Here is a 23618-nt window from a genome sequence, read left to right as displayed (position 1 = left end):
AGTTTCCCTTCAGGCCTGGCGCAGCACGACGCTGTGGATCGCCTTGACGATGTTCGGATAGGCGCCGCAGCGGCACAGGTTGCCGCTCATGCGCTCGCGGATCTCATCCTCGGTGAAGAGGGACGGTTCGAGCTGCTCGCCCTCCGTGACCGCGCTGGCCTGGCGCTGCTTGACCTCGTCGAGCAGGGCCACCGCCGAACACACCTGGCCCGGCGTGCAGTAGCCGCACTGGAAGCCGTCGCAGTCCATGAAGGCCTGCTGCATCGGGTGCGGCTGTCCGGCCGTGCCCAGCCCTTCGACCGTGACGATCTCGCGGCCGTCGTGCATCACGGCCAGGGTCAGGCAGGAGTTGATGCGCTGGCCGTCCACCAGCACGGTGCAGGCGCCGCACTGGCCGCGGTCGCAGCCCTTCTTGGTGCCGGTCAGGTGCAGGACTTCGCGCAGGGCGTCGAGCAGGGTGACGCGCGGTTCGATGCTGAGCTGGTGTTCGGCGCCGTTGATGCGCAAGCTCAGCGGCTGCGGCGGCGCATAGGGCGCGGGGGACAGCGCATGCGCACCCTGTCCGATTTCCCGGTGTTCGTCTTGAGGCATGGTTCCACCCGCTTCTTTAGCTGATTGACATCGGTCCATGATGGCCGAAATCCGGAAAGCGAGGAGCGCGCATGATGTTATTCCGCCAAGGAATCAATCACTTAGGAAATTTTTGTTTTATACTCCAGACATGACCAAACGCTCCCTCCTGATCCTGGCGACACCCTTGCTGCTGGCCGGCTGCGTCAACGAAACGGCCAGCTATGCCATCGACAGCAGCGACCACGCCCTGATCGTGGTCGTTACGCAGGATTATTTCTGGAGCAAGCAGGCAGCACTGCGCCTGATCGCGTCGCGGCTGCCGGACTGCCAGCGCCAGTTCGACCTCGGCAAGACCCCGATGGCCGACCTCAACGTCGAACTGTTCTCGACCGGTGAAGACAGCTACCTGCTGCGCTCGGGCGACGAGATGTGGCAGGTCGACACCCGGAACTGCAGCCAGCTGCCGCCGCCCTCCGACAATGTGCAGGCCCAGCCGATCGGCGTATTCCACTTCGACGGCAGGAAAAAGCTGGTGTTCGAACGCGCGGAAGGCGCGGCCGCCAGCGCTCAATAACCTGTTCTGGACATCCTTCACGGCCGCAGCCAGCCGCGCGCGATCGGCCCCGCCAGCAGGCGGCGGTACAGCGAGCCCAGCGAAGCGGTGAGCACCGCGCAGACGCTGTCCGCCAGGCGCGTCTGGAACAGCAGGGTCATGCCCAGCGCCACCGCCAGCGCACCCAGCATGTCCAGCGGCCAGTGCACGCCAAGGAAGATGCGCGCCCACGCCACCACGAAGGCCAGCGGCAGCAGCGAGCGGCCGAAGCGCTTCGCCGCCGGCACGCTGCTCGCGGCCAGCACCAGGGAGACGGTGAACATGATGGTCCCGTGGTCGCTCGGGAAGGAGCTGTCCGGCGCATGGTGCAGGAAGTTGTGGCCGACGCCGGCAACGAAGGGCCGCGCGTGATACCACAGCAGGCCGATCACGGCATTGATGCCCAAAGCGCAGCCGGTCGCGGCCAGCGCCTTCACCGCTGCCTCGCGCTGCACGTCCGCCCCGCGCATCCACAGGCCGACCAGGCCGATCGGCACCAGCAGGATCAGCCATTCGGCGCAGAACAGGGCCAGTTCCAGGCGCCAGCCATGCAGGCCGGCGTTGGAGTTGATCATGGAAAACCACAGCAGATTGATGTTCTCGAGCATGACTACATGACGCGCAGATGACAAAACGCGACTGTATCAGCTCGGCAGTGGGAAGCTGCACACCATTACGCAAATTTAACCAAGTTCGCTGACGCGCTTGCGCTTCCTGCGCCGCGTTCTTCAGCGTTGCCCGGTCAGCTGGCGCAAGCGTGCAATCTCGGTGCTGCGGCCGAGGCGTTCGAGAGCGCTTTCGAGGAGGGTGCGGTCGCCGTCGCGTAGCATGGTCCATTGCGTGAAGTATTCGTGCACGGTACGCCAGGGCGGGAACTCGGGCGGCATGCTGCGCCAGGCGCTGCCGGTATGCAGGAAATACAGGACGGCGCAGAAGACATCGTACAGGTCGTGCTTGCGCGGTCTGGTCTTTCGGCGCGCCGCTTCCAGCATTTCACGGACGGTCTCGAACTGCTCGCGCGTTAGGTCGCTAGGAAATGTAGGCCTGTTCATGTCGTTCGCCTCAGACAAGGAGTCAATTGGAGACGCGTGATACGGAACGGTTCCCGACTAGCACATGAAAACCCGGTGCATCCGGCCTTGCGGTCGAATGGCGGGCTTCCGTCAATACAGTGTAGCAGGGGATTCCGCACAGTGCTGCGGTTTTTACACGGCGATTCACGGCGAACGCGGCCCTGCGCGGCATGGCGCATCGGACCGGTGGAAGGGATGGGCGGCGCGTGGCCGCCCGGGAAGATCAGTCGCGGGCCAGCGCCAGGAATTCGGTACGCAGACCCAGGTTCGGCTGCAGTTCGCCCAGCATGGCCGAGGTGATGGTTTCCTCGCCCGGCGTGCGGATGCCGCGGCTTTCCATGCACATGTGGCGGCACTTGATGACCACGCCGACGGCCTTCGGTTCCAGCACTTCCATCAGCGTATTGGCGATCTGGACCGTCAGGCGCTCCTGCACCTGCAGGCGCTTGGCGAACACGTCGACCAGGCGGGTCAGCTTCGACAGGCCGACGATTTTTCCATTTGGCAGATAGCCGACGGTGGCCTTGCCGAAGAACGGAGCCAGGTGGTGTTCGCAATGGCTGTAGACCGGGATGCCGCGCACCACGATCAGCTCGTTGTATTCCTCGGCGCCATCTTCGAAGGCCTTGAGGATCTCGACCGGGTCCTGCTCGTAGCCGGAAGTCCAGTGCTTCCAGGCCTTGGCGACGCGCGCCGGGGTCTCGTGCAGGCCGGGACGGTTGGGATCTTCGCCGAGGCTGGCCAGCAGGCGGCGCCAGTCGTTTTCGGTGAAGACTTCTTTGTCAGACATGGTTAACCCTAAAATTGAAGACTGCCGAGAGTATATAGAAAATGCAGTCAATCTACAGACTGCGGGCTATTTCTTTGAGCGAAATGGACGCGGCCGCGGCATCGATGCGCTAGCGTGGTCGACGTCCTTTTCACTGCTAGGAGAACAGCCATGCTCGGCAGCACTGTCCTGGAAGTCGCCATCGGCCTGACCTTCTGTTACGGCACGGTGGCCCTGATCGTCACCACCTTGCAGGAGGCGCTGGCCTCCCTGTTCCGCCTGCGCGCCAACACCCTGCTGGCGGGTATCAAGAGCATGCTCAACGACCCGGGCTTCGACGGCCTGGCGCGCGCCGTGTATGCCCATCCGCTGGTCAATCCGCATACCGACGGCAACGCCACGGACGAGCGCACGCTTGCTTCCCGCCCATCCTACATCGAACCCGCGCATTTTGCGATTGCCCTGGTCGACAGCCTGTGGAAGGTGCCGGGCGACTTCCTCCAGTTGCGCAGCGCCATCGACACGATCGCCGACCCGCAGCTGCGGGCCGCCATGCTGGGCATGGTCAGCCGCGCGCGCGACCTGCAGCAGTTCCAGGACATGCTGGCCGGCTGGTTCGACAATGCGATGGCGCGCATGTCCGGCGCCTACAAGCGCAAGCAGCTGCTGATCTCGCTGCTGCTGTCGCTGCTGCTGGCGATCCTGTTCAACATCGACAGCATCCACCTGTTCCGCACCCTGTGGCAGCAGCCGGCCCTGGCCGCCCACCTGAAGGACGCCCCCGGCGCGCTCGACCCGGCCGTGATCGACGCCCTGATGGCCCTTCCCATCGGCTGGACGGCATTCCCGCCGGTGCCGAACGCCGACTTCGCACTGCAGGCGGCAGGCTGGATGATCACCGCCACCACCGCCCTGTTCGGCGCCCCGTTCTGGTTCGACCTGATGCAGCGGGTGGTGCGCATGCGCGCGACCGGCGCCAAGCCGGAAGAGGTGCCGCTGGCGGTGCGGATCGAGGGGAAAGTGGCGGCGGCGCCAGTGCCGCTGCCTTGAATTAACTCAGCGCCCTTCCAGGCACTAAGAGCGCCTGGCTATCAGCGCCCGGAAGGTCGGTGCGCGTCTACCAGCACGCTCGACACCGACACATGCGGCACGCGCTCCGGCCACTCGTCGTCGGGACCGAACCAGCGTGCCTCCATGATCTCGTTGGGATCGGTACGGATCTCGCCGTCCAGGTAATCCGCGGTAAACGCGATCATCAGCGAATGCGGGAAGGGCCAGGACTGGCTGCCGAAATAGCGCAGGTTGTGCACGCGCAGGCCGACTTCCTCGAACACTTCGCGGTGCACCGCTTCCTCGATCGATTCGCCGGCCTCCAAAAAGCCGGCGAGCGGCACGAAGCGCTTCGAGGGCGACTGCGTGTGCAGGGCCAGCAGGAAGGAATCCCCTTTGCGGATCAGCACCATCATCGCCGGCGAGATGCGCGGATAGGCCATGTGGCCGCAGTTCGTGCACTTGAAACAACGTTCCCCCGCCATGCGGAAGGTGCCGCTGCCGCAGGCGCCGCAGAAGCGGTGGGTGCGCGCCCATTCGGCCACCTGGGCCGCCCTTGCGGCCACCCCCAGCAGGGTCTCGTCGAACTCCGCGAACAGCGAACGCAGGCCGCGCCAGCCATAGCCCTGGGGCGCGCGCGCTTCGTCCTCGACCCAGCCGGCCTGGCAATAGCGGCCGTCCAGCAGGCCGACCGGCTGCAGGGCTTGCGGGTCGAGAGCGAGGCCGGCGACGGCGGCGCGGTCGGGCAGGGCCAGGTCGGCTTCGCGCACCAGCAGGCGGCCGGCATGAAAGATGAAGGACAGCGCGTCATCCGCTTGCTGCGGGTCCTGCGGGGGCGCCATCAGGGGCGTGAACGAGGCGGGCGTCTGGAGCATGGTGGTATCCGGTAACGAGATAACCCGATCATACCGCGACACGCACGGCTTCGATGACCGTGCCCTGATGTCCCTCGATCGGCGGTGCAGAACTATTCCCGGCTCATCATGCTCCAAGCCGAAGGAGGAAACGATGATCCGCCGTCCATTCCTGCACCGCCTCGCCCCGCCTTCCGTCGTCGTGTTCCGCGCGCTCCAGCTGGGCGACATGCTGTGCGCCGTGCCGGCCCTGCGGGCGCTGCGATCGGCCGTGCCGCGCGCCCACATCGCCCTGGTTGGCCTGCCCTGGGCGCAGCAGTTCGCCGACCGCTTCACCGGCTACGTCGACGAGTTCATCCCCTTTCCCGGCCATCCGCTGCTGCCCGAACAGCCGGTGCAGCGAGACGGCCTGGCGCGCTTCTACAACAGCCTGTCCGCGCGCGAGTTCGGGCTGGCGATCCAGCTGCACGGCAGCGGCGACGTCAGCAACGAGATCGTCAGCGGCTTCGGCGCCAAGGCGCTGGCCGGCTATTCCCGCGGCGAGGCGGTGGTTCGCGACCGTACCGTCCTGCTGCCCTATCCGCAGACGGGAGCCGAGCCGGAGCGCCTGCTGCGCCTCATGGAGCAACTCGGCGCCGAGGCGGCCGGGCTGCACCTGGAATTCCCGCTGTCGCAGCAGGACGAGGAAGAACTCGATGCCAGCGGCCTGGCGAAGAAGCTGAAGGACGGCGCCTATTTCTGCATCCACCCCGGCGCGCGCCGGCGCGACAAATGCTGGCCGCCGCGGCAGTTCGCTGAAGTCGGCGACCGCCTGGCGGCGGAATTCGGCCTGCAGCCGGTGCTGACCGGATCGGCCGCCGAAGCCGACCTGACGGCCGAAGTGGCATCCCACATGCATCACAAGCCGCTGAATGCCGCCGCCCCGATCTCGATCGGCGCCATGGCCGTGCTGATGCGCAAGGCACGGCTTCTGCTGTGCAACGACACCGGCGTGTCCCACATTGCCGCCGGCCTCAGGCTCAAGAGCGTCGTGGTGTTCAGCAAGGCCGACATCGCGCGCTGGGCCCCGCTCGACCGCCACAGCCACCGCTGCATCTGGGACCCGGACGCCCAGCGTGCCGCCGTCGTGCTGCAGCATGCGCGCGCCCTGCTCTCCGGCACCGGGCCCAGCCGCCAGCGCAGCCTGGGAATGTGGCCTTACTGGTGACCTTGCTCCGCCGGGCTGGGATCGTTGTACATCTTGAACTGGCGGTAGACCTTGAAGAAAGCCAGTCCCGCCCGCGCCTCGGCCAGCAGGCTGTCGAGGCAGGACATCAGGTCTTCGCGCTGGGCCACCAGGCGCTCCAGCTTGCAGGCGCAGGCGTGCATGTGATCGGGCCCGGCTTCGTGGCGCTGGGCCTGGACGCGCATGTGGTGGATCTTCAGTGCCAAAATCGACAGGCGGTCGATCATCGCGCCCGCGGTTTCGCTCGACAGGCGTGCGCCGGGACGGCGGCTGATGCGTTCGAACTCGCGCAGCAGGCGTTCGTCGAGGGCCTCGACCGCGTCGTTGCGCTTCTGGTTGTAGCGGTCGATCAGGCGCTTGCTGGCGGCGATCCCGGTGGGCGGCACGTCGAACCGGCGGGCGCGGTCTTCCTCGCGCCACAGCAGGCCGTTGTAGCGGTGGTTGGCGGCGATCCAGGTCCAGGCGCCGGATTGGGCGTCGTCGAAGATGGGCCAGTCAGGATTGCGTAACTGCCTGTCGTGGAAAGCCGCGACCGATGCCGCGTCGATGGTGCTGTGCATGAAGACTCCGTGCTGTACTGTGGCGACAGCATTTGGAGTCTTCGGGACTGCCGGGGTTCACGCAGCCGTGCGGGTCCTTGGGACTGCGCAAAGCTGCAGGGGTTGCTGGGGCCGGGCTTGCCCGCCGCCGCCCAGGCGGAACACGGCAACCAGGTCGGCCAGTCCGGTGGCGCGCTCCTGCAGCGACTGGGAGGCGCCGGCGGCTTCCTCGACCATGGCGGCGTTCTGCTAGGTCACCCGGTCCATCTGGCTGATCGAGTACCTGACCCGTTTGCGCATCGCCCTGGCCTGCAAGCTGCTGCGCAAGGGACAGTCCGTCAAGGCCGCCAGCGCCCGGACCGGCTATACCAGCCCGTCCGCTTTCACCCGTGCCTTCAAGGAGCACATGGGCAGGTCGCCGAGCCAGTGGCTGATGCATGAAAAAAGGCGGCGCCTTGCGGCAACCGCCCCTGACAAAGGAAAAAGAGTAAAGCGAAGGGATTACTTCAGCATACGGGCGCGGGTGGCCACCCAGGCGATCAGCGCTGCCAGGCCGCCGACGTAGGCGATGGCGATCTGCATGCCGAAGCTCTGGGCGATGGCGCCGATCACCGGCGGGCCCATCAGGCTGCCGCTGTAGGCCATGCTGGCCACGCCGGCCAGTGCCGCCGGGCCCTGGCCGCCGGCGGCGCTGAACACGAACGGAAACACCAGCGACATGCCGAGACCGGCGACGGCAAAGCCGACCAGGGCGAGGTAGGCATTCGGCGACAGCACGGCGAAGAACAGGCCGGCAGCGCCCAGCATCGAGCCGCTGGTCACCAGCGGACGCGCGCCGTAACGGGCCTTCAGCTTGTCGCCGACCAGGCGCGACAGCAGCATCATCACCGAGAAGCAGGACAGGGCCAGCGGCGCCAGGCCGTCCGATGCGCCGAAGTGCTCTTTCAGGAACACGCCGCTCCAGTCGGCGATGCTGCCTTCCGCCATCGAACCCAGGAAGCCCAGCGCGCCCAGCACCAGCAGCTCGCCGCGCGGCAGCGTGAACTTCTTCTTCTCGACGGCGGCGCCGGTAGTGTCGTCGGCATCCAGCATGGTGTAGGCGTAGTACAGGCCGATGGCCAGCGGACCGGCCAGCATCAGGAAGTGGGTGACCGGCATGATGTGCAGGCTGGCCATCAGGCTGCCCAGGGTCGCGCCCGCCAGGCCGCCGGCGCAGCCGAGGCCGTGCAACTTGGACAGTTCCGACTTGCCGGTCGCCTTTTCACGGGCGGTGGCGGCCGAGTTGATGGCGACGTCGAAAGTGCTGGCGGTGATGCCCAGGCTCAGCACGGCCATCATCAGCAGCGGCACGGTCGGGGCGGCGCCGATGGCGATCAGCACGCACAGCAGGGCCAAGCCGGAGAACAGCAGGGTCTTGCGCGCGCCGAACGAGGCCATCATGCGCGACGAGATCGGATAGGACAGGACGGCGCCCAGGCCGCCCATCAGCAGCACCATCGACAGCGCCGAGTGCGAAACGTGCACGCGCTCGGCCATCGCCGGGATGCGGCCGGCCCAGGAACCCATGATGACGCCGAACAGGGTGAACAGGACGGGCAATGCATACTGCTGAGCCTGCGCGATCGACAGGGTGCGGGCGATGGCTCGGGTGGTGCTGGTGCGGGAAGGAGTCGGCATTATTCGTTTTCGGGATTCGGAAAGCAAAACGCCAACCATAAGTAGTTGGCGGTCGGAAACTGATGGAAGGGAATTCTACGCCCTCCCCGAGACTTTTGCTTTGCCACGCGGAAAAAAATTTCTTTCCATTTGTAAGCATTTATCGAAGCGTTGCGCGATATAGACAGAATGATGCAAGCGACAACAAAAATTTCTTCTAAAACAGAAAGTAAGACGAATTTAGCGGCGGGTTACTTGAAAAAGACGGGTGATATCAGCCATACGCAAAACCGATAACGCCCTCGATTTGTGACTGGGAAGTAAAAAATCACTGTGAAATCGGCCGCTGCCGGACGCGTGAAAACCGTCCCGCCGTGTGTCATGGCCAGGGTTTTTGGAAGAATGGGGTTTTGTAACTGAATGCAACGCGCAGCTGGTTCCGGCGTCACGAATGTGCCGATACCGCCCGGTCGATCAGGTCGACCGGGACAGCGCACCGGCCTGTGCCGGTCAGCGCTTCAGGAAATCCAGCATCAGCCCGTTGAGCTGCTGGGCGTGGGTCGCGGCAAAGCCGTGCGGCGCGCCCTTCACCACCTCGAGGCGGCTGCCGGGAATCATCTCGTGCGAGCGCTGGCCGGATACTGCCAGCGGCACGATCTGGTCGGCGTCGCCGTGGGCGACCAGGGTCGGGACGTCGATTTTTTTCAGGTCGGCGCGAAAGTCCGTGGTGCCGAAGGCGACGATGCATTGTTCGGTCGCCAGCGGCGATGCCGCCCAGGCCTGCCATTTGCTGAAGGCCAGCAAGTCCTGGCCTTGCCCCGGCTGCAGGTTGTAGAAACTCGGGAAGAAACCCTCGAGGAAGGCGATGCGGTCTTTCCTCACGCCCTCCAGCATGCCGTCGAACACGGATTTGTCCACGCCCTCCGGGTTGTCGTCCGTCTTCAGCAGGAAGGGCGGCACGGCGCCCAGCAGCATGGCCTTGGACACGCGCTCCGTGCCGTAGCGGCCGATGTAGCGCGCCACCTCGCCGCCGCCCATCGAAAAGCCGACCAGCGCCACGTCGCGCAGGTCGAGCTGGGTGATCAGCTCGTTCAGGTCGGCGGCAAAGCTGTCGTAGTCATAGCCCGCGGTCGGGCGGCCGGACTGGCCGAAGCCGCGGCGGTCGTAGGCGATCACGCGGTAGCCGGCCTCGGCCAGCGCCGTGATCTGCGATTCCCACATGCGGTGGCTGAGCGGCCAGCCGTGGATCAGCACGACGGGTTTTCCTTGCCCCTGTTCGTAGTAGTACAGCTCGGTCGGATTGGCGCCGGACGTGCGGATGGTAGGCATGGACACTCCTTTCATGAGAAGCCGGCAGTGTAAGGCTTTGTCCGGCGGCGAATCGCACGCTTGCTCTACGGCACCGGCAGCGGCACCTTCAACGCAACACGCCTCGAGCGGCGCTTTCCGGCTTTTTCATGTGCGGCACAGAGTCCTGGCTTACTTCGCCGCGTTCCAGGCCGCGACCTTGGCACGCGTCTGCGCCAGCATGGCGTCCAGCGCCGCCCGATCCTGCAATTGACCGCGCAGCACCACGGCGCGGATCTCGCGCAGCGCACCGATATCCTCCAGCGGATTGCGCTCGACCAGCAACAGGTCGGCAGCCTTGCCCGCTTCCACCGCGCCGTAGCGATCGAGTTTGCCGAACCAGGCCGGTCCCGCGCGCGTGGCCGCGGCCAGCGCCTGGGGCGGCGTCAGGCCGAGTTTGACGAACAGGGCCAGCTCGTCGTGCAGGCCGATGCCGGGATAGTTGAACGAATTGAGGAAGCCCGCATCGGTGCCCGCCATGATCGTCACCCCGGCTTGTTGCAGCATGGGCAGCACGGCCGCCACCTGCTCATAGTGGACGTGGCGCGCCGCCACCTGCTCCGGCGTGGCCTTGGCCGCGCGGTCGACGCGCCACTGGTAAGTCTGGCGCAGGCGCGGACCGATATAGGAAAGGTAGGCGTCCTTGTCATGCGTGTCGCTGTCGAGGAAGGCCAGGACACGGCTGCCGTTCAGGGTCGGTGTCACGAACACGCCGGCTTGCGCCAGCTGGCGGTATGACGCCATCGCCACTTGCGGGTCGAAACCTTTGGCAAGGCGGGCGCTGGCCTGGGCGCGCGTGATGCGGCCGGCCGCAAAATCGGCGGCGATACCGTCGCCGTCACGCACGCCTGCGTTGTAGGCGTAGTCGAGGTGCTCGATCGAACTGATGCCGGCATCGACAGCCTGGCGCACCGTCAGCGCCATCGGGATGTGGCCCGAGGTGCGCATGTGGCGCGCCTTGGCCTGGGCCAGCGTGTACAGGAACAGCTGGGGATCGAGCGTGCTGTCGGTGATCTTGACGAAGTCGACTTTGTCACGCTTCTGCAGGCGCTCCAGCGCGGCGTCGGCATCGGCCCGGCTGCCCACTTCCAGGGTGCCCTTCCAGACCGGCTTGATGCCTTCGATCTTGGCGCCCGAGGTGAACAGCTGCGGCCCGAACAGGCGGCCTGCCGCGATATCGGCGCGCCAGGCCAGCACTTGCTCCGGCAGGTCGCCCGAGGCGTCGCGCACGGTCGTGATGCCATGCGCGACATACAGCGGCAGCAAGGCCTGGTTTTCTTCGATCAGTTCGGGACCACCGCCGAAATGCACGTGCATATCCCACAAGCCGGGCAGCAGGTAACGGCCGGCGGCATCGGTGTTGCGCGTGGCGCGCCAGCCGGCGGCGATGACGGCGTCGGGGCCGCTGGCGACGATGTCCTGGCCGCGCACGGCCACGGCCTGGTCGTCGAGAACACGCGCCTGCGCCACGTCGACCACGCGCGCATGGCGGATCAGCAGGTCAGCCCGGGCCGGTTCGGCCGCGTGGGCGGAGGACAGCAGGAAGGCGAATGAGAAAGCAAGGGGGCGAAACAGGGACATGGCAAGCCGAATCGGATAGAGGGTGAACGAAATGCGGAAGACCAAAAGAAAACAGCGAGCACCGGGTGGCGCTCGCCGTTTCGACAGCGGATCCGCTTGAGGACCTTCCTGGTTTAGAAAGGAATGTCGTCGTCCATATCCGAGAAGTTCGGCGCCGGTTTCGGCTGCGGACGGGCGGCCGGTGCCGGCGGGGCCTGGCGCGGCGCCGGACGGCTCGGCGGTGCGTCGTAGCTGTCGCCGCCGCCGTAGCTGTCGCCACCACCGTAGCTGTCGCCGCCGCCCATGCCCTGGCGGCCGCCCAGCATCTGCATGTTTTCAGCGATGATGTCGGTGGCGTAGCGTTCGATGCCGTCCTTGTCGGTGTACTTGCGGGTCTGCAGGCGGCCTTCGACGTAGACCGAGGAACCTTTCTTCAGGTACTGGCCGACGATTTCAGCGAGACGGCCGAAGAAGGAGATGCGGTGCCACTCGGTCAGCTCTTTCTGTTCGCCGCTGTTGCGGTCCTTGGATTTGTACGAGGTGGCCACTGCGATATTGGCGATGGCGTCGCCGCTCGGCATGTAGCGGATTTCCGGATCGCGGCCGAGGTTGCCGACGATGATGACCTTGTTGACTGATGCCATGGTAAAACTCCTTCAGGATGATGTGAGCCCTGGCTCTGCGTGTTGACTAAGTGCCAGGGAAATTAAGGGTATTGCCTCCGTTATTATGCCTGTTTGCTGGGCTTAACAGGCAACTTTTTAACGCTGCGGAGGCAGGCGAATGCCGGTGTATCCGACATCCGCTCAGACAGCCAAAATGGGGGCGAAGTGCCTCGTTTGGAAGAGACGCCCGTCAAGATTCTCGAGGTAACGATGCGCTAGTGAGTCGCTTTTATTGGAGGTTCACCGCGGTAATCCCGCCCCTGAGCGGCGTGATGTACAGCACCCCGTTCGGCGACAGCGACAGCCAGCCGCCCTCCGGGCAGGACCACACGAGCTTCCGGGTCGCGATATCGATCGCATAAGTGCCGGCGCCGGCTTGCGGATTGCCACTGACGAACAGCAAATTCCTGGTGGCCAGGATCGGATGCGACACCGAAGCCGGGCCCGGTATCGGCATGCTCCACAAGGTCTTGCCGGTAGCGCGGTCGAGCGCCAGCACGGCATTGCCGCTGACGCCGTACAGCACCGGCCCCGGCGGCGCGGCCATTTCCAGCAGCACGGGTCCCTGCCACTTGAAGCCGCCCTGGGCGATGCCTGTCGCCACGAGTCCGTTCGGCGACAGCGCATACGCCAGGCCATCCGCCACCATCCCGTCCATGGGGCTGTCGGTGAATTGGCGGTGATGGTCCACTACCCTGGCGCCGGTCTTCGCATCCATGCCGAGCAGGCCGCCATCGGAAAAGGCGACGTAGACCCGGCCCTGGCCGACGGCCGGCGTGAAGGCATGGTTCGGCGCGCCGGTCCACTCGCTTTCCCACAGCAGTTCGTGGGTCGCGGCGTCGAATTTCGCCAGCAGCTTGCCGGCGGCGCGGTCGCTCACGTAAATGCCGCCGTCCGCAATGACGGGCGCCATGCGCACGTCGGCGGTCGAGTGGCCGGGTGCGCGCCGGCTCGGGATGACCCGCTTGTCGAGCAGCGCACCGGTGCGCTGGTCGAAGAACAGGAGGGCGTCGCCATCGACGCCGGCCTGGGCGCTCAGCACCACCTTGCCCTCATGGGTCGCCGGCGGGTCGACGAGGTCGAATTTGCCGAGCGCCGCAGCCCAGCTTTCCTTGCCGGTCGCTTCGTCGAGGGCGCGCAAGGTCCATTGCCCGGCGGCGTCCTGCACGACGGCGAAGGCCTGCCCCTTGTCGAGCGCCAGCTGGGCCTGGGAAACCGATGCGCCGGCAGGCAGGGACCAGGCGAAGCGGTGCGTGAATCTTGCCGGGTCGAAGGTTGCGGGCACGTAGTTCGAGTGGCCGGCATTGCCGCCCGTCGTCGACCAGGCCGACAAGCCCGAAACGGCAGACAAGGGCGTCAGGTGGCTTGCGGGCGCCGCCTGCGGCAAGGCGCCGGCAGGAACGCGGCCCGGCCCGGCAACCGGGCCGGTACCGACCGCACCCTTGCCGCTGCCGCTGCAGCCCGCCTGTGCGATGGCCAGCGTTGCCAGGAACAGCGTGCGCAGGATGATCTTCATGAAATGAACCGGGGATGGTGAGCGTTGAAAACCGAAAAGTATTTCACTCTCCGGCCTACCTCTCAATTCCACCCCAATAGAAACCAAAAGTAATTGCGAACTTAATACTTTTGATAAAACACCACCTGTCTCAGGAATTTATTTCGAGATTTTGATCGCTTTGTCATTGAAGAGGGCTTGAAGCGGCCCACATACCAAAGACCAGAGATTCCATGTCGATAACGCGGCCACAGTTAATTCACGCCACGTATACCACTGTGAATAAAAACAGGTAAACTAGTGAGTTCTTCTCGCTCGGCCCGCTCACCGTCGAACTTCGTGCGCCGGCCCTCAACCATTCGAAAGCCAGCAAAAACCTGATGGAAGAAATCCGAATCCGCGGCGCCCGCACGCACAACCTCAAGAACATCAATCTCGACCTGCCGCGCAACAAGCTGATCGTGATCACCGGCCTGTCGGGCTCCGGCAAATCCTCGCTCGCCTTCGATACCCTGTATGCCGAGGGCCAGCGCCGCTACGTCGAATCGCTGTCGGCCTATGCGCGCCAGTTCCTGCAGCTGATGGAAAAGCCGGACGTCGACCTGATCGAAGGCCTGTCGCCGGCGATCTCGATCGAACAGAAAGCGACCTCGCACAATCCGCGTTCGACCGTCGGCACCGTCACCGAGATCCACGACTACCTGCGCCTGCTGTACGCGCGCGTCGGCACGCCCTATTGCCCGGACCACTCGCACGAGCCGCTCACCGCGCAAACCGTCTCGCAGATGGTCGATGCCGTGCTGGCCATGCCGGAAGGGACCAAGCTGATGATCCTGGCTCCGGTGGTCGCCAACCGCAAGGGCGAGCACGGCGACCTGTTCGCCTCGATGCAGGCCCAGGGCTTCGTGCGCTTCCGCGTGCAGAGCGGCACCGGCGATGCGAAGATTTATGACGTCGACGACCTGCCGAAGCTGAAGAAGACGGAAAAGCACACGATCGATGTGGTGATCGACCGAATCAAGGTCACGCCCGACATCAAGCAGCGCCTGGCCGAGTCCTTCGAAACCGCGCTGCGCCTGGCCGACGGCCGCGCCGTGGCCTACGAGATGGACACCGCCAAGGAACACATCTTCTCGAACAAGTTCGCCTGCAATGTCTGCGGCTATTCGCTGCAGGAGCTGGAGCCGCGCCTGTTCTCCTTCAATAACCCGATGGGCGCCTGCCAGGAATGCGATGGCCTGGGCCACATCGAGTTCTTCGATCCGAAGCGCATCGTCGCCTTCCCCAACTTGTCGCTGGCCTCCGGCGCAGTGAAGGGCTGGGACCGCCGCAACCAGTTCTACTTCCAGATGCTGAGCAGCCTCGCGCAGCACTACGCCTTCGACCTCGATAAACCCTTCGAGCAGCTGCCGAAGACGGCCCAGGACGTGGTCCTGTTCGGCTCCGGCAAGAACACCGTGCCGTTCGCCTACGTGAACGAGCGTGGCCGCACCGTAATCCGCGAACACACCTTCGAGGGCGTGGTCAACAACCTGCAGCGCCGCTACCGCGAGACCGATTCGATGGCGGTGAAGGAGGAGCTGGCCAAGTTCATCAACGAGAAGGAATGCCCGACCTGCGGCGGCGCGCGCCTGCGCACCGAAGCGCGCTACGTCCGCATCGGCCATGGAGAACAGGAACGCGCCATCTACGAAGTCGCCAGGACCCCGCTGCGCGACTGCCTGGCCTACTTCGACAGCCTGCAGCTGACCGGCGCCAAGAAGGACATCGCCGAGCGCGTGATCAAGGAAATCGTCGCGCGCCTGAAATTCCTGAACGACGTCGGCCTCGACTACCTGTCGCTGGACCGCAGCGCCGATACCCTGTCCGGCGGCGAAGCCCAGCGTATCCGCCTGGCCTCGCAGATCGGCTCCGGCCTGACCGGCGTGATGTACGTGCTGGACGAGCCGTCGATCGGCCTGCACCAGCGCGACAACGACCGCCTGATCGCGACCCTCAAGCACCTGCGCGACATCGGCAACAGCGTGCTGGTGGTCGAGCACGACGAGGATGCGATCCGTACCGCCGACTACATCGTCGACATGGGTCCGGGCGCCGGCGTGCATGGCGGCGCCGTGATCGCCGAGGGGACGATCAAGGACATCATGAAGAACAAGGAGTCCCTGACCGCGGCCTACCTGAGCGGCCGGAAGAAGATCGAGGTGCCGAAGAAGCGCACCGCGGCCGATCCGGAACGCATGCTGACCATCACCGGCGCGACCGGCAACAACCTGAAGAACGTGAGCCTGGAACTGCCGGTCGGCCTGCTGACCTGCGTGACCGGCGTGTCCGGCTCGGGCAAGTCGACCCTGGTGAACGACACGCTGTATCCCTCCCTGTCGCGCCACCTGTACGGCTCGCAGACCGAGCCGGCGCCGCATGCGACGATCCACGGCCTCGAGCACTTCGACAAGGTGATCTCGGTCGACCAGGCGCCGATCGGCCGCACCCCGCGTTCGAACCCGGCCACCTACACCGGCGTGTTCACCCCGATCCGCGACCTGTTCGCGACGGTGCCGACCGCGAAGGAACGCGGCTACAGCGCGGGCAGGTTCTCGTTCAACGTCAAGGGCGGCCGCTGCGAAGCCTGCCAGGGCGACGGCGTGATCAAGGTCGAGATGCACTTCCTGCCGGACGTCTACGTGCCTTGCGACGTCTGCCACGGCAAGCGCTACAACCGCGAGACGCTGGAGGTCCAGTACAAGGGCAAGAACATCACCGAAGTGCTGGACATGACGGTCGAGGACGCGCACGAGTTCTTCAAGCCTGTGCCGGTCATCGCCCGCAAGCTGCACACTCTGCTGGACGTGGGCCTCGGCTACATCAAGCTGGGCCAGAGCGCGACCACCTTGTCGGGCGGCGAGGCGCAGCGCGTGAAACTGTCGCTGGAACTGTCCAAGCGCGACACCGGCCGCACCTTGTACATCCTCGACGAACCGACCACCGGCCTGCACTTCGCCGACATCGACCTGCTGCTGAAGGTGATCCACCGCCTGCGCGACCAGGGCAATACGCTCGTGATCATCGAGCACAACCTGGACGTGGTCAAGACGGCGGACTGGATCGTCGACCTCGGCCCGGAAGGCGGCGCGGGCGGCGGCACCATCGTCGCCACCGGCACGCCGGAGGATGTGGCCAAGAACAAGGCCAGCGTGACCGGCAAGTACCTGAAGCCGCTGCTGAAGCAGTAAGCCAAGAGGGCGTCGTCCCCGCGCAGGCGGGGACCCAAGTTATGAGGCACCCGGAGCCTGGATTCCCGCCTGCGCGGGAATGACGAGGCTTCTTATCTCGCTAACTGGTACCCCTCATCCACCCAGCCCGTCACCCCGCCGATCATCAACTTGACCGGCCGTCCCAGCCTGGCCAGGCGCAGCGCCCCGCGGTGGGCGCCATTGCAGTGCGGCCCTGCGCAGTACACCACGAACAGGGTCGCCGGCGGGTATTCCTTCAGCTTCGCCTCGACGATCTTCCCATGCGGCAGATTGAGCGCGCCCGGTACGTGGCCCTGCCCGTACAGCGCGGGGCCGCGCACATCCAGCAGCACGAAGTCCTGCCGGCCGCCGCTCATCGCCTCGTGCACGTCGGCGCAATCGGTCTCGTATTCGAAGGCCGCACCGAAGTGCCGGGCCGCCTGTTCGCTGGGCGCCGCGGGTATGCTTGACACTGCTGAAGCCATCTCGATCTCCTTTGCAAAATGAGCCTGCAGTGTGCCCGAGGTCTCGACAACCCGGCAGTGGCCGCGGCGACAGAAGCTGGTAACATCCGGCCATGTCCCACCACGTTGCCATCCTCGCCTACGACCGTCTGTGCACCTTCGAATTCGGCTGCGCGGTCGAGCTGTTCGCACTGGAGCGCCCGGAGCTGGGCGTGGACTGGTACAGCTACGCGGTGTGCGCCATCGAAGCGGGTCCGCTGCGCGCCGCCGGCGGCCTGACCGTGCAGGCGCCGCACGGCCTGGATGCCCTCGACGGCGCCGATACCATCGTCATCCCCGGCTGGCGCGACGCCGACGAAACGCCACCTCCGGCGCTGCTCGAAGCCCTGCACCGCGCCCATGCACGCGGCGCGCGCCTGTGCTCGATCTGCTCGGGCGCCTTCGTGCTGGCGCATGCCGGCCTGCTCGACGGCCGCAGGGCGACCACCCATTGGCGCTATTTCGACAGCCTGGCTTCGCATTTTCCGGCCATCGCGATCGGGCACGGCATGCTGTACGTCGAGGATGGGAATATCGTCACCTCGGCCGGCTCGGCGGCCGGCTTGGACATGCTGCTGCACCTGGTGCGCAGCGATTTCGGCGCCGGCATCGCCAACAGGGTCGCCCAGCGCCTGGTCATTCCGGCCCACCGCGACGGCGACCAGGCGCAGCTGGTGGCGCGTCCGCTGCCGCAGTCGAATACCGACCCGATCGCCCGCACCATGGACTGGGCAAGGGAAAACCTGCGCGCCGCGCACACGCTGGCCTCGATGGCCGAACAGGCCCGGATGGGCGTGCGCACCTTCCAGCGCCACTTCAAGGAACGCACCGGCGCCAGCCCGCTGGACTGGCTTGTACGCGAACGCGTGATGCTCGCCGCGCAGCTGCTGGAGACCCGGCCGGCGCTCGGCATCGAGGCCGTGGCCGACCTGGCGGGGCTCGGCTCGCCCGAATCCCTGCGGCGCCACTTCCGCAGCCACGGCCTGCCCTCGCCGGCGCGCTACCGCAGACAACACGGGGAATCCAGACCATGATCGACTTCCTGCTGGCCTCGTTCCACCACCTGATCGTGTTCGGCATCGCCTCGGTGCTGGCGGCCGAGCTGGCGCTGATGCGCCCCGCGGCCATGTCGCCGCACACGGTCAGGCTGCTGGGTCGCTTCGATGCGGTCTACGGCTGGCTGGCGATGGCGATCCTGGTGGTCGGCTTCGCCCGCGTGTGGTTCGGCGCCAAGGGACCGGATTTCTACCTGCACAATCCCATGTTCTGGGCGAAGATCGGCGCCTTCCTCGTGGTCGGGCTGGTGTCGATCCGCCCCACCCTGCGCATCCTGGCGTGGCAAAAGGTGTTGAAGCTTAACACCGCCTTCGTGCCGGCCGTGCAGGAGATCGGCGCGGTGCGCCGCCAGCTGCTGATCGAGATCCACGTGTTTGCGCTGATCCCGATCTTCGCAGCCGCCATGGCGCGCGGTATCGGCTTCTAGACGGCGCCTAGTCGGCCGAGTACAGCGGCTGGTGCATCCTGACCGGCCGGATATCCATCCTGATCCGGTAGATCGAATATGCATCCTCGCGGTTGGTGGCGTATTCCCTGGTATCCGGCACGCGCGTAAAAGTGAACTCGAAGCCGCGCTCCGGCGACTTGCTGGCCGGGCCGTCGAAAGCGATGCCGACGGCGCGCTGCTGGTCGCTGTCCACCAGCTTCTCGAGCAGGTTCACCACCGAGGTGTTGCCGAGGATGTCGGTGGTGAAGATCGATTCGCGGTGCTCCCTGTCGATGTTCTTCAAGGGCTCCTTGTCCGGTCCCGGCGAATAGGCGCGGTTGACGAGGTTGAAGCGGTCGCCGCTGTCCAGGTAACTGATGCGCGCATTCGACAGGTTGAAGCTGGGCTTCGCCTTGTCGACGGTGGCCCCGGCCAGGTCGAGCACCAGCGCGCCGCGGTAGCCGACGATGGTGACGTCGCGCGAAGGCCCGACCACGGCGGCGGTGTTCTCGTCGATGCCCAGGCCCAGCGTGTAGCCCTTGGCCAGCATCACCGGCAGCATGCGGGCGAAGCGTCCGCGGATCAGGAAGTGCTGGTCGATGAAGACGTCGTCGCCGACGAAGCCGAGTCCGGGCGCGACGTCCTTGCCGTCGACCACGCCGTGCTTCAGCAGCGGCAGCACATCCAGCGGCGGATCGTAGAACATGGTGCTGCTCATGATGGCGGCGCCGGCGCTGGTGCCGGCGATCACGCCGCCTTTCCGGTACATCGCCCACAGCGCATCCAGCACGGCGGTGTTGCTGCCGTCGGCACGGCGCAGCGCGCCGGTGATGCGGGCCTGGTCGCCGCCGGTGAAGAAGGCGCCGCCGGCCTTGCGCACCGCCTCCGCCAGGGCAGGATCGTCGGCGGCCTTACGGGCGTCCGTGCCCGCAAGGCGCGGCGCGACCGGCACCACGAAGGCTTGCGCGCCGTAGCGCGTCAAGGCCTCCGCCGTCAGCTTGCCTTCCCGCTCGGGCGTGCCGGCGGCGGTCGGGAACACGGCGATGCGCGCGCCCTTGCCGCCGGCCAGCTCGACGATCTTCTGGTACACCTCGGCGTTGTTGGCGCGCAGGCCGCCGCCGATGATGACCAGCGAACCTTTTACGGCAGCCGGCGCGCCGGCTTCGGCCGCCTGCCCGCCGGCGCCGGTAGCCAGCATCGCCAGCGCAACACACCATCTCTTCAGCATACGGAACCCATCACTTGAACGAGTAGTTCACGCTCACGAAGCCGCTGCGGCCGCGCGGGTCGGTGTAGCTCGGGTCGTAGCCGGCCAGGAAGAACCAGGCCTGGTTCGAGAACGGCGGATCCTTGTCCAGCAGGTTCAGGATGCCGGCGCGCAGCTTGAGGTTCTTGCCGATCGCCCAGCTGCCGGTCAGGTCCCACAGCGAATACGCCTTCACGTGGTTCGGCGGCAGCAGCGTGTCGGTGTACGGGTCGTAGGTCGTGTTCTGGTCGGTGTAGCTGGTCGAGTACTGGTTCGCCAGGGTCAACGTGACCGGGCCGTTGTCCCATTCGAAGTTGATGCGGTGGCGCCACTTCTGGATCACCTGGTCGTTCAGGAACACGTTCAGGTTGCTGCGGTAGGGTTCCTGCGGGCCGAACTGGCGGTCGTACTTCAGCACCCAGGTGCCGGACAGGTTGATGCCGAAGCGTCCCCAGGGACCGCGCTCGGTGCGCCAGTCGCCGGCGATGTCGAAGCCCGAGGTCTTCAGGCGGCCCTGGTTCTCCTTCATCAAGAGGATGTTGGAGATGAAGCCGTCCTCGTCGCGCTCGATGTACTTGCCGTTGTAGGCGGCCGGGTTTTCGATGATGACCTGTTCGCCCAGGGTGCTGATCACGTCCTTCTTCTCGATGTTCCAGTAGTCGATCGAGAGGCTGGCGCGCTTGACCGGCTCGATCACCACGCCCAGCGTGAACTGGCGCGACTTCTCCGGCTTCAGGTTCGGGTTCGAACGGCGTTCGACGTTCCACTGGTCGGTACAGGTGTCGATGCTGCCTTCCTGCTTCACGCACTGCGGGTCGGTCAGGATGCCGGCGGTGGTGCCGAAGATGGTCGGGCGCTTCAGGTCCGACAGCGAGGGCGCGCGGAAGCCGGTGCCGGCCGAGGCCCGCAGCAGCAGGGCCTGGGACGGCTGCCAGCGCAGGCCGATCTTCGGATTGGTGGTGTTGCCGACTTCGCTGTAGTGGTCCCAGCGCAGCGCGAACTGCATCTCCAGTTCCTTGGTGAACGGCGCCACCACTTCGGTGAACACCGAGGCCACCTTGCGGGTATTGTCCGCGGTCTCGACCTCGAGCAGCTCGCCGGCGGGCACCGTGCTGTCGCGGTCGCCGGCGATGTTGTTCGACTTCAGCAGCTCCGAAGGCGTGAACAGCTGGTGCTCGTGACGCAGTTCGCCGCCGACCGCAATCGCGAGGTCGCCGCCGGCGAGCGGGGTCAGCGCGCGCGACATCTTGCCGTCCAGCGAAGTGGCAACGCCCTTGGCCTTGCGCGCCTCGTCGTTGATCTTGATGCTGTTGATCAGGTCGATGCCGGCCTTGGACGACGGCGCGAAGGGATTGACGGTGCCGTTGCGCACCGCGGCGTCGAACTTGTCGTAGAGGACGTAGCCGTCGACGTACTTGTCGTCCGCGCGGTTCTCGGCGCGCGCCAGGGCCGCGTCGTAGTCCCAGCCGCCCAGGGTGCCGGTGGCGCCCAGCACCAGGCGCTGGCCGGTACTGGTCACCTCGTTGCTGCGGTTGCCGGCTTCCGCCATGCGGTAGCGGATGCCGCTGAAGGTGGTGGGCAGGCCGGCCGCCGAGAGTGCCGTGCGATAGGCCTGCGGCAGGATGCTGACCGGCAGGTTGCGGATCCGGACCGGGTTCGGCGACAGCACGTACTTCGTCTTTGCCTCACTCTGCACCAGTTCCGCGAACAGCTGGTTTTCCGCATCCAGCTGGAAGGTCGCGCGGCCGATGAAACCGACCTTGCGCGAATCCGGATAGATCTCGGTGTCTTCCATGTAGTCGTAGCTGCAGCCTGCCACGCCGCCCGGGCCCTTGGGCGCGTACACGGTGGCGGGCGGGTTACAGCCCGGCGAGCTCGGATTGACCCGGCTGGAGGTGCTGCCGGCCGGGAGCAGGCCGGCGGCGATCAGGGCGGCGCGCTGCGCGCCCGAGATGTCGATATTCGCCGGGAAGGTGTTGCTCGACATCTGGGCCGGCAGGGTGGTGGCCAGCTCGCGCTCCTTGATGAAGCTGCGCTGGCCCGAACGCAGGCGGTCGAGCTGCTGCACGTCGAGCACGCCGAACACATTGAAGCGGTCGGTGTTCAGGTCGCCGAAGCCGGCGCTGATGCTGGCGGTCTTCTTGCCGGCGCCGCCGTGCTGGGTGCCGGCCAGCGAACCGGCCAGGTCGACGCCGGTATAGTCCTTGCGGGTGATGAAGTTGATCACGCCGCCGATGGCGTCGGTGCCGTAGATCGCCGAGGCGCCGTCCTTCAGCACCTCGACGCGCTGGATGGCGCCGGCCGGGATGTTGTTCAGGTCGACGCCGGCGTTGTCGCCGGGAGAAGCGAAGTTGGCCAGGCGGCGGCCGTTCAGCAGCACCAGCGTCGACGACGCGCCGATGCCGCGCATATTGGCGGCGTTCAGGCCGCGCTGGCCCGAGGTGCCGTCCGTGATGCTGGGACCGTCCGTGATCGGCGCCGTGTTGGCGCTGATGTTCTTGACCAGTTCCGCGGCGGTGGTGGCGCCCATCTTCTCGATCTCTTCGCGCGTGATCGTCTGCACCGGCAGCGCGGTCTCGGTATCGATGCGCTTGATCGACGAACCGGTGATCTCCACCCGGTGCATCGTCTGGCCCTGCGCCTGCTCCTGCGCCCAGGCCTGTTGCGCCATCAGGCTCAGTGCGGCAGCGACGCTGGACGCCAGGATGGCGGGCCGCAAGGTACTCGAAGTGTGCTTAGTCATTGGTGCTCCCTCTTGGTTTCACTGTGCGGCGCCTGCGGGCGCCTTCCTTTTTCTGCGTGCTGCCGGTACGAATCTGGTGTTCACCGTAGAGGTAGGCGGCAATGGCTTCGGTATGGCGGGCCGCCTTGGCCACATTGGCTTTGTTGGAGGTCATCAGCGAGACGGCCAGCGCTTCGATCACGGCCAGCGTGCTGCTGCCGCTGCTGGGCAGCACCGGGTGCGCGCTGTGCGCATACAGCACGTGATGCCCCAGCTCGGCGAGCGGGGACGCGGGCGAATCGGTGATGGAGACGACGGTCGCGCCGCTGTCGCGCGCGAAACGGGTGAGTGGGACGACGGCCAGCGTATAGCGCGGCAGGGATATGGCGACCAGCACGTCCTTGCCGGTGATATTCGCCAGGTGGCTGGCCGCGACTTCGGTACCGCCGCTTGCAGCTACTTCGACCACGTGGCGGCAAAAGGGCTGCAGGTGCATGGCGAGGGTCCCCGCCAGGAAGGACGACAGGCCGAAGCCCATCACGTACACGGTGCTGGCCTTGGTCAGTACCGCGCCGATGCTGTCGAGCTGGGCGCCTGCCAGCGCGCGGCTGGTGGCGGTAATGGCCGCCTCCGCGTAGCCCAGGCTCTCGAGCGCGGGAGAGGTGGCGGTGGCCTTGCGGGCGATCGTGCTGCGCAGCTTCTCGACCGGCTGCAGCATCGACTGCAGGGTCTCCGCCACCGCGCCGCGCATCGCCGCGTAGTTCTTGAAACCGAGATCGCGCGCGAAGCGGCTGATGGTGGCGGTGGAGACGGCGCAGGCCTCGGCCAGTTCCTCGACACCGAGCGCCGTCACGCGCACCTGGTTGCGCAGCAGGTAGTCGGCGATCGCGCGGTTCGAGGCCGAGCCCTCGGCCAGCATGCGCAGCAGACTCTGCCCGAGCGAAGACTCGGCGAAACCAATATCGGGCGAAGCGCTGGGCGGAGCGGCTGCAGTCATTGTGACCCAATGTCAACGAATAAACATTTCCAAATTTAA

The 23618-nt window shown here is 66.1% G+C and carries 22 protein-coding genes and 1 pseudogene; 7 read left to right on the top strand and 16 right to left on the bottom strand.

Annotated features, from left to right (window positions below; genetic code table 11):
• Nucleotides 1–9: 9 nt before the first annotated feature.
• Nucleotides 10–591 carry a (2Fe-2S)-binding protein gene (locus AC1DOQ_RS12225; RefSeq protein WP_477363942.1) on the bottom strand — a complete coding sequence of 194 codons (582 nt, stop codon included), beginning with the start codon at nucleotides 589–591 and terminating at the stop codon, nucleotides 10–12.
• Between the two features lie 130 nt (nucleotides 592–721).
• On the opposite strand from AC1DOQ_RS12225, the gene AC1DOQ_RS12220 reads away from it, so the two are divergent.
• Nucleotides 722–1147 carry a hypothetical protein gene (locus AC1DOQ_RS12220; RefSeq protein ID WP_477363939.1) on the top strand — a complete coding sequence of 142 codons (426 nt, stop codon included), beginning with the start codon at nucleotides 722–724 and terminating at the stop codon, nucleotides 1145–1147.
• Nucleotides 1148–1164: 17 nt separating this feature from the next.
• Here the strand turns inward: AC1DOQ_RS12220 and AC1DOQ_RS12215 are convergent, their stop codons facing one another.
• The 3 genes and pseudogenes from AC1DOQ_RS12215 to folE form a co-directional block, all read right to left on the bottom strand.
• Entirely contained in the window at nucleotides 1165–1773 is a 609-nt protein-coding gene (locus tag AC1DOQ_RS12215; protein WP_477363936.1) for a phosphatase PAP2 family protein, read from the bottom strand.
• Between the two features lie 168 nt (nucleotides 1774–1941).
• A pseudogene (locus AC1DOQ_RS12210) lies at nucleotides 1942–2217 on the bottom strand (transposase); the annotation flags it as partial.
• Between the two features lie 244 nt (nucleotides 2218–2461).
• Nucleotides 2462–3028, bottom strand: a complete 567-nt coding sequence (gene folE, locus AC1DOQ_RS12205) for a GTP cyclohydrolase I FolE (protein ID WP_442121237.1) — start codon at nucleotides 3026–3028, stop codon at nucleotides 2462–2464.
• 150 nt (nucleotides 3029–3178) lie between these two features.
• On the opposite strand from folE, the gene AC1DOQ_RS12200 reads away from it, so the two are divergent.
• Nucleotides 3179–4057 carry a hypothetical protein gene (locus AC1DOQ_RS12200; RefSeq protein WP_477363933.1) on the top strand — a complete coding sequence of 293 codons (879 nt, stop codon included), beginning with the start codon at nucleotides 3179–3181 and terminating at the stop codon, nucleotides 4055–4057.
• A gap of 41 nt (nucleotides 4058–4098) precedes the next feature.
• On the opposite strand, the gene nudC is transcribed toward AC1DOQ_RS12200, so the two are convergent.
• Nucleotides 4099–4932 (bottom strand): NAD(+) diphosphatase, encoded by an 834-nt coding sequence (nudC, locus tag AC1DOQ_RS12195; protein ID WP_477363930.1) that lies wholly within the window; start codon nucleotides 4930–4932, stop codon nucleotides 4099–4101.
• 133 nt (nucleotides 4933–5065) lie between these two features.
• Between nudC and AC1DOQ_RS12190 the strand changes: the two genes are divergently transcribed.
• A complete protein-coding gene (locus AC1DOQ_RS12190) occupies nucleotides 5066–6118 on the top strand; it encodes a glycosyltransferase family 9 protein (protein ID WP_477363927.1) in 1053 nt (350 codons plus the stop codon).
• Here AC1DOQ_RS12190 and AC1DOQ_RS12185 read toward each other — a convergent pair.
• Together AC1DOQ_RS12185 and AC1DOQ_RS12180 are read right to left on the bottom strand one after the other, a co-directional pair.
• Nucleotides 6109–6696, bottom strand: a complete 588-nt coding sequence (locus tag AC1DOQ_RS12185; RefSeq protein ID WP_477363924.1) for a DUF4254 domain-containing protein — start codon at nucleotides 6694–6696, stop codon at nucleotides 6109–6111. The genes AC1DOQ_RS12190 and AC1DOQ_RS12185 overlap by 10 nt on opposite strands.
• A gap of 57 nt (nucleotides 6697–6753) precedes the next feature.
• Complete coding sequence (locus AC1DOQ_RS12180; protein ID WP_477363921.1) at nucleotides 6754–6912, bottom strand: hypothetical protein; 159 nt, start codon at nucleotides 6910–6912, stop codon at nucleotides 6754–6756.
• 55 nt (nucleotides 6913–6967) lie between these two features.
• Here AC1DOQ_RS12180 and AC1DOQ_RS12175 point away from each other — a divergent pair, with 55 nt between their 5' ends.
• Nucleotides 6968–7240 (top strand): helix-turn-helix domain-containing protein, encoded by a 273-nt coding sequence (locus AC1DOQ_RS12175; RefSeq protein WP_477363918.1) that lies wholly within the window; start codon nucleotides 6968–6970, stop codon nucleotides 7238–7240.
• Here the strand turns inward: AC1DOQ_RS12175 and AC1DOQ_RS12170 are convergent.
• The 5 genes from AC1DOQ_RS12170 to AC1DOQ_RS12150 form a co-directional block, all read right to left on the bottom strand.
• On the bottom strand, nucleotides 7177–8352 hold the full coding sequence (locus tag AC1DOQ_RS12170; RefSeq protein ID WP_477363915.1) for an MFS transporter: 1176 nt from the start codon (nucleotides 8350–8352) through the stop codon (nucleotides 7177–7179). The genes AC1DOQ_RS12175 and AC1DOQ_RS12170 overlap by 64 nt on opposite strands.
• A gap of 489 nt (nucleotides 8353–8841) precedes the next feature.
• Nucleotides 8842–9660: an alpha/beta fold hydrolase gene (locus AC1DOQ_RS12165; RefSeq protein WP_477363912.1), complete on the bottom strand. Its 819-nt coding sequence runs from the start codon at nucleotides 9658–9660 to the stop codon at nucleotides 8842–8844.
• Nucleotides 9661–9810: 150 nt separating this feature from the next.
• Nucleotides 9811–11259, bottom strand: coding sequence for an amidohydrolase family protein (locus AC1DOQ_RS12160; RefSeq protein WP_477363909.1), 1449 nt, complete (start codon nucleotides 11257–11259; stop codon nucleotides 9811–9813).
• 113 nt (nucleotides 11260–11372) lie between these two features.
• Nucleotides 11373–11882, bottom strand: a complete 510-nt coding sequence (ssb, locus tag AC1DOQ_RS12155) for a single-stranded DNA-binding protein (RefSeq protein WP_477363906.1) — start codon at nucleotides 11880–11882, stop codon at nucleotides 11373–11375.
• A gap of 250 nt (nucleotides 11883–12132) precedes the next feature.
• Nucleotides 12133–13419 (bottom strand): PQQ-binding-like beta-propeller repeat protein, encoded by a 1287-nt coding sequence (locus tag AC1DOQ_RS12150; protein WP_477363903.1) that lies wholly within the window; start codon nucleotides 13417–13419, stop codon nucleotides 12133–12135.
• Nucleotides 13420–13778: 359 nt separating this feature from the next.
• Between AC1DOQ_RS12150 and uvrA the strand changes: the two genes are divergently transcribed.
• A complete protein-coding gene (gene uvrA / locus AC1DOQ_RS12145) occupies nucleotides 13779–16628 on the top strand; it encodes an excinuclease ABC subunit UvrA (protein WP_477363900.1) in 2850 nt (949 codons plus the stop codon).
• Nucleotides 16629–16720: 92 nt separating this feature from the next.
• On the opposite strand, the gene AC1DOQ_RS12140 is transcribed toward uvrA, so the two are convergent.
• Complete coding sequence (locus AC1DOQ_RS12140; RefSeq protein ID WP_477363898.1) at nucleotides 16721–17113, bottom strand: rhodanese-like domain-containing protein; 393 nt, start codon at nucleotides 17111–17113, stop codon at nucleotides 16721–16723.
• A gap of 92 nt (nucleotides 17114–17205) precedes the next feature.
• On the opposite strand from AC1DOQ_RS12140, the gene ftrA reads away from it, so the two are divergent.
• Complete coding sequence (ftrA, locus tag AC1DOQ_RS12135; RefSeq protein WP_477363895.1) at nucleotides 17206–18165, top strand: transcriptional regulator FtrA; 960 nt, start codon at nucleotides 17206–17208, stop codon at nucleotides 18163–18165.
• Nucleotides 18162–18614: a DUF2214 family protein gene (locus AC1DOQ_RS12130; RefSeq protein WP_477363892.1), complete on the top strand. Its 453-nt coding sequence runs from the start codon at nucleotides 18162–18164 to the stop codon at nucleotides 18612–18614. Before ftrA ends, AC1DOQ_RS12130 begins: the two co-directional genes overlap by 4 nt.
• A gap of 7 nt (nucleotides 18615–18621) precedes the next feature.
• Here the strand turns inward: AC1DOQ_RS12130 and AC1DOQ_RS12125 are convergent, their stop codons facing one another.
• The 3 genes from AC1DOQ_RS12125 to AC1DOQ_RS12115 are packed head-to-tail and all read right to left on the bottom strand — an operon-like array spanning nucleotide 18622 to nucleotide 23579.
• A complete protein-coding gene (locus AC1DOQ_RS12125) occupies nucleotides 18622–19842 on the bottom strand; it encodes a cyanophycinase (RefSeq protein ID WP_477363889.1) in 1221 nt (406 codons plus the stop codon).
• 10 nt (nucleotides 19843–19852) lie between these two features.
• Nucleotides 19853–22603 (bottom strand): TonB-dependent receptor, encoded by a 2751-nt coding sequence (locus AC1DOQ_RS12120; protein ID WP_477363886.1) that lies wholly within the window; start codon nucleotides 22601–22603, stop codon nucleotides 19853–19855.
• Complete coding sequence (locus AC1DOQ_RS12115) at nucleotides 22596–23579, bottom strand: MurR/RpiR family transcriptional regulator (protein WP_477363883.1); 984 nt, start codon at nucleotides 23577–23579, stop codon at nucleotides 22596–22598. Before AC1DOQ_RS12115 ends, AC1DOQ_RS12120 begins: the two co-directional genes overlap by 8 nt.
• Nucleotides 23580–23618: the final 39 nt, after the last annotated feature.

Source organism: Massilia sp. 01N417 (assembly GCF_056399645.1).
The sequence above is the reverse complement of the archived record's forward strand: the minus strand, read 5'-3'. Positions and strand labels throughout refer to the sequence as shown.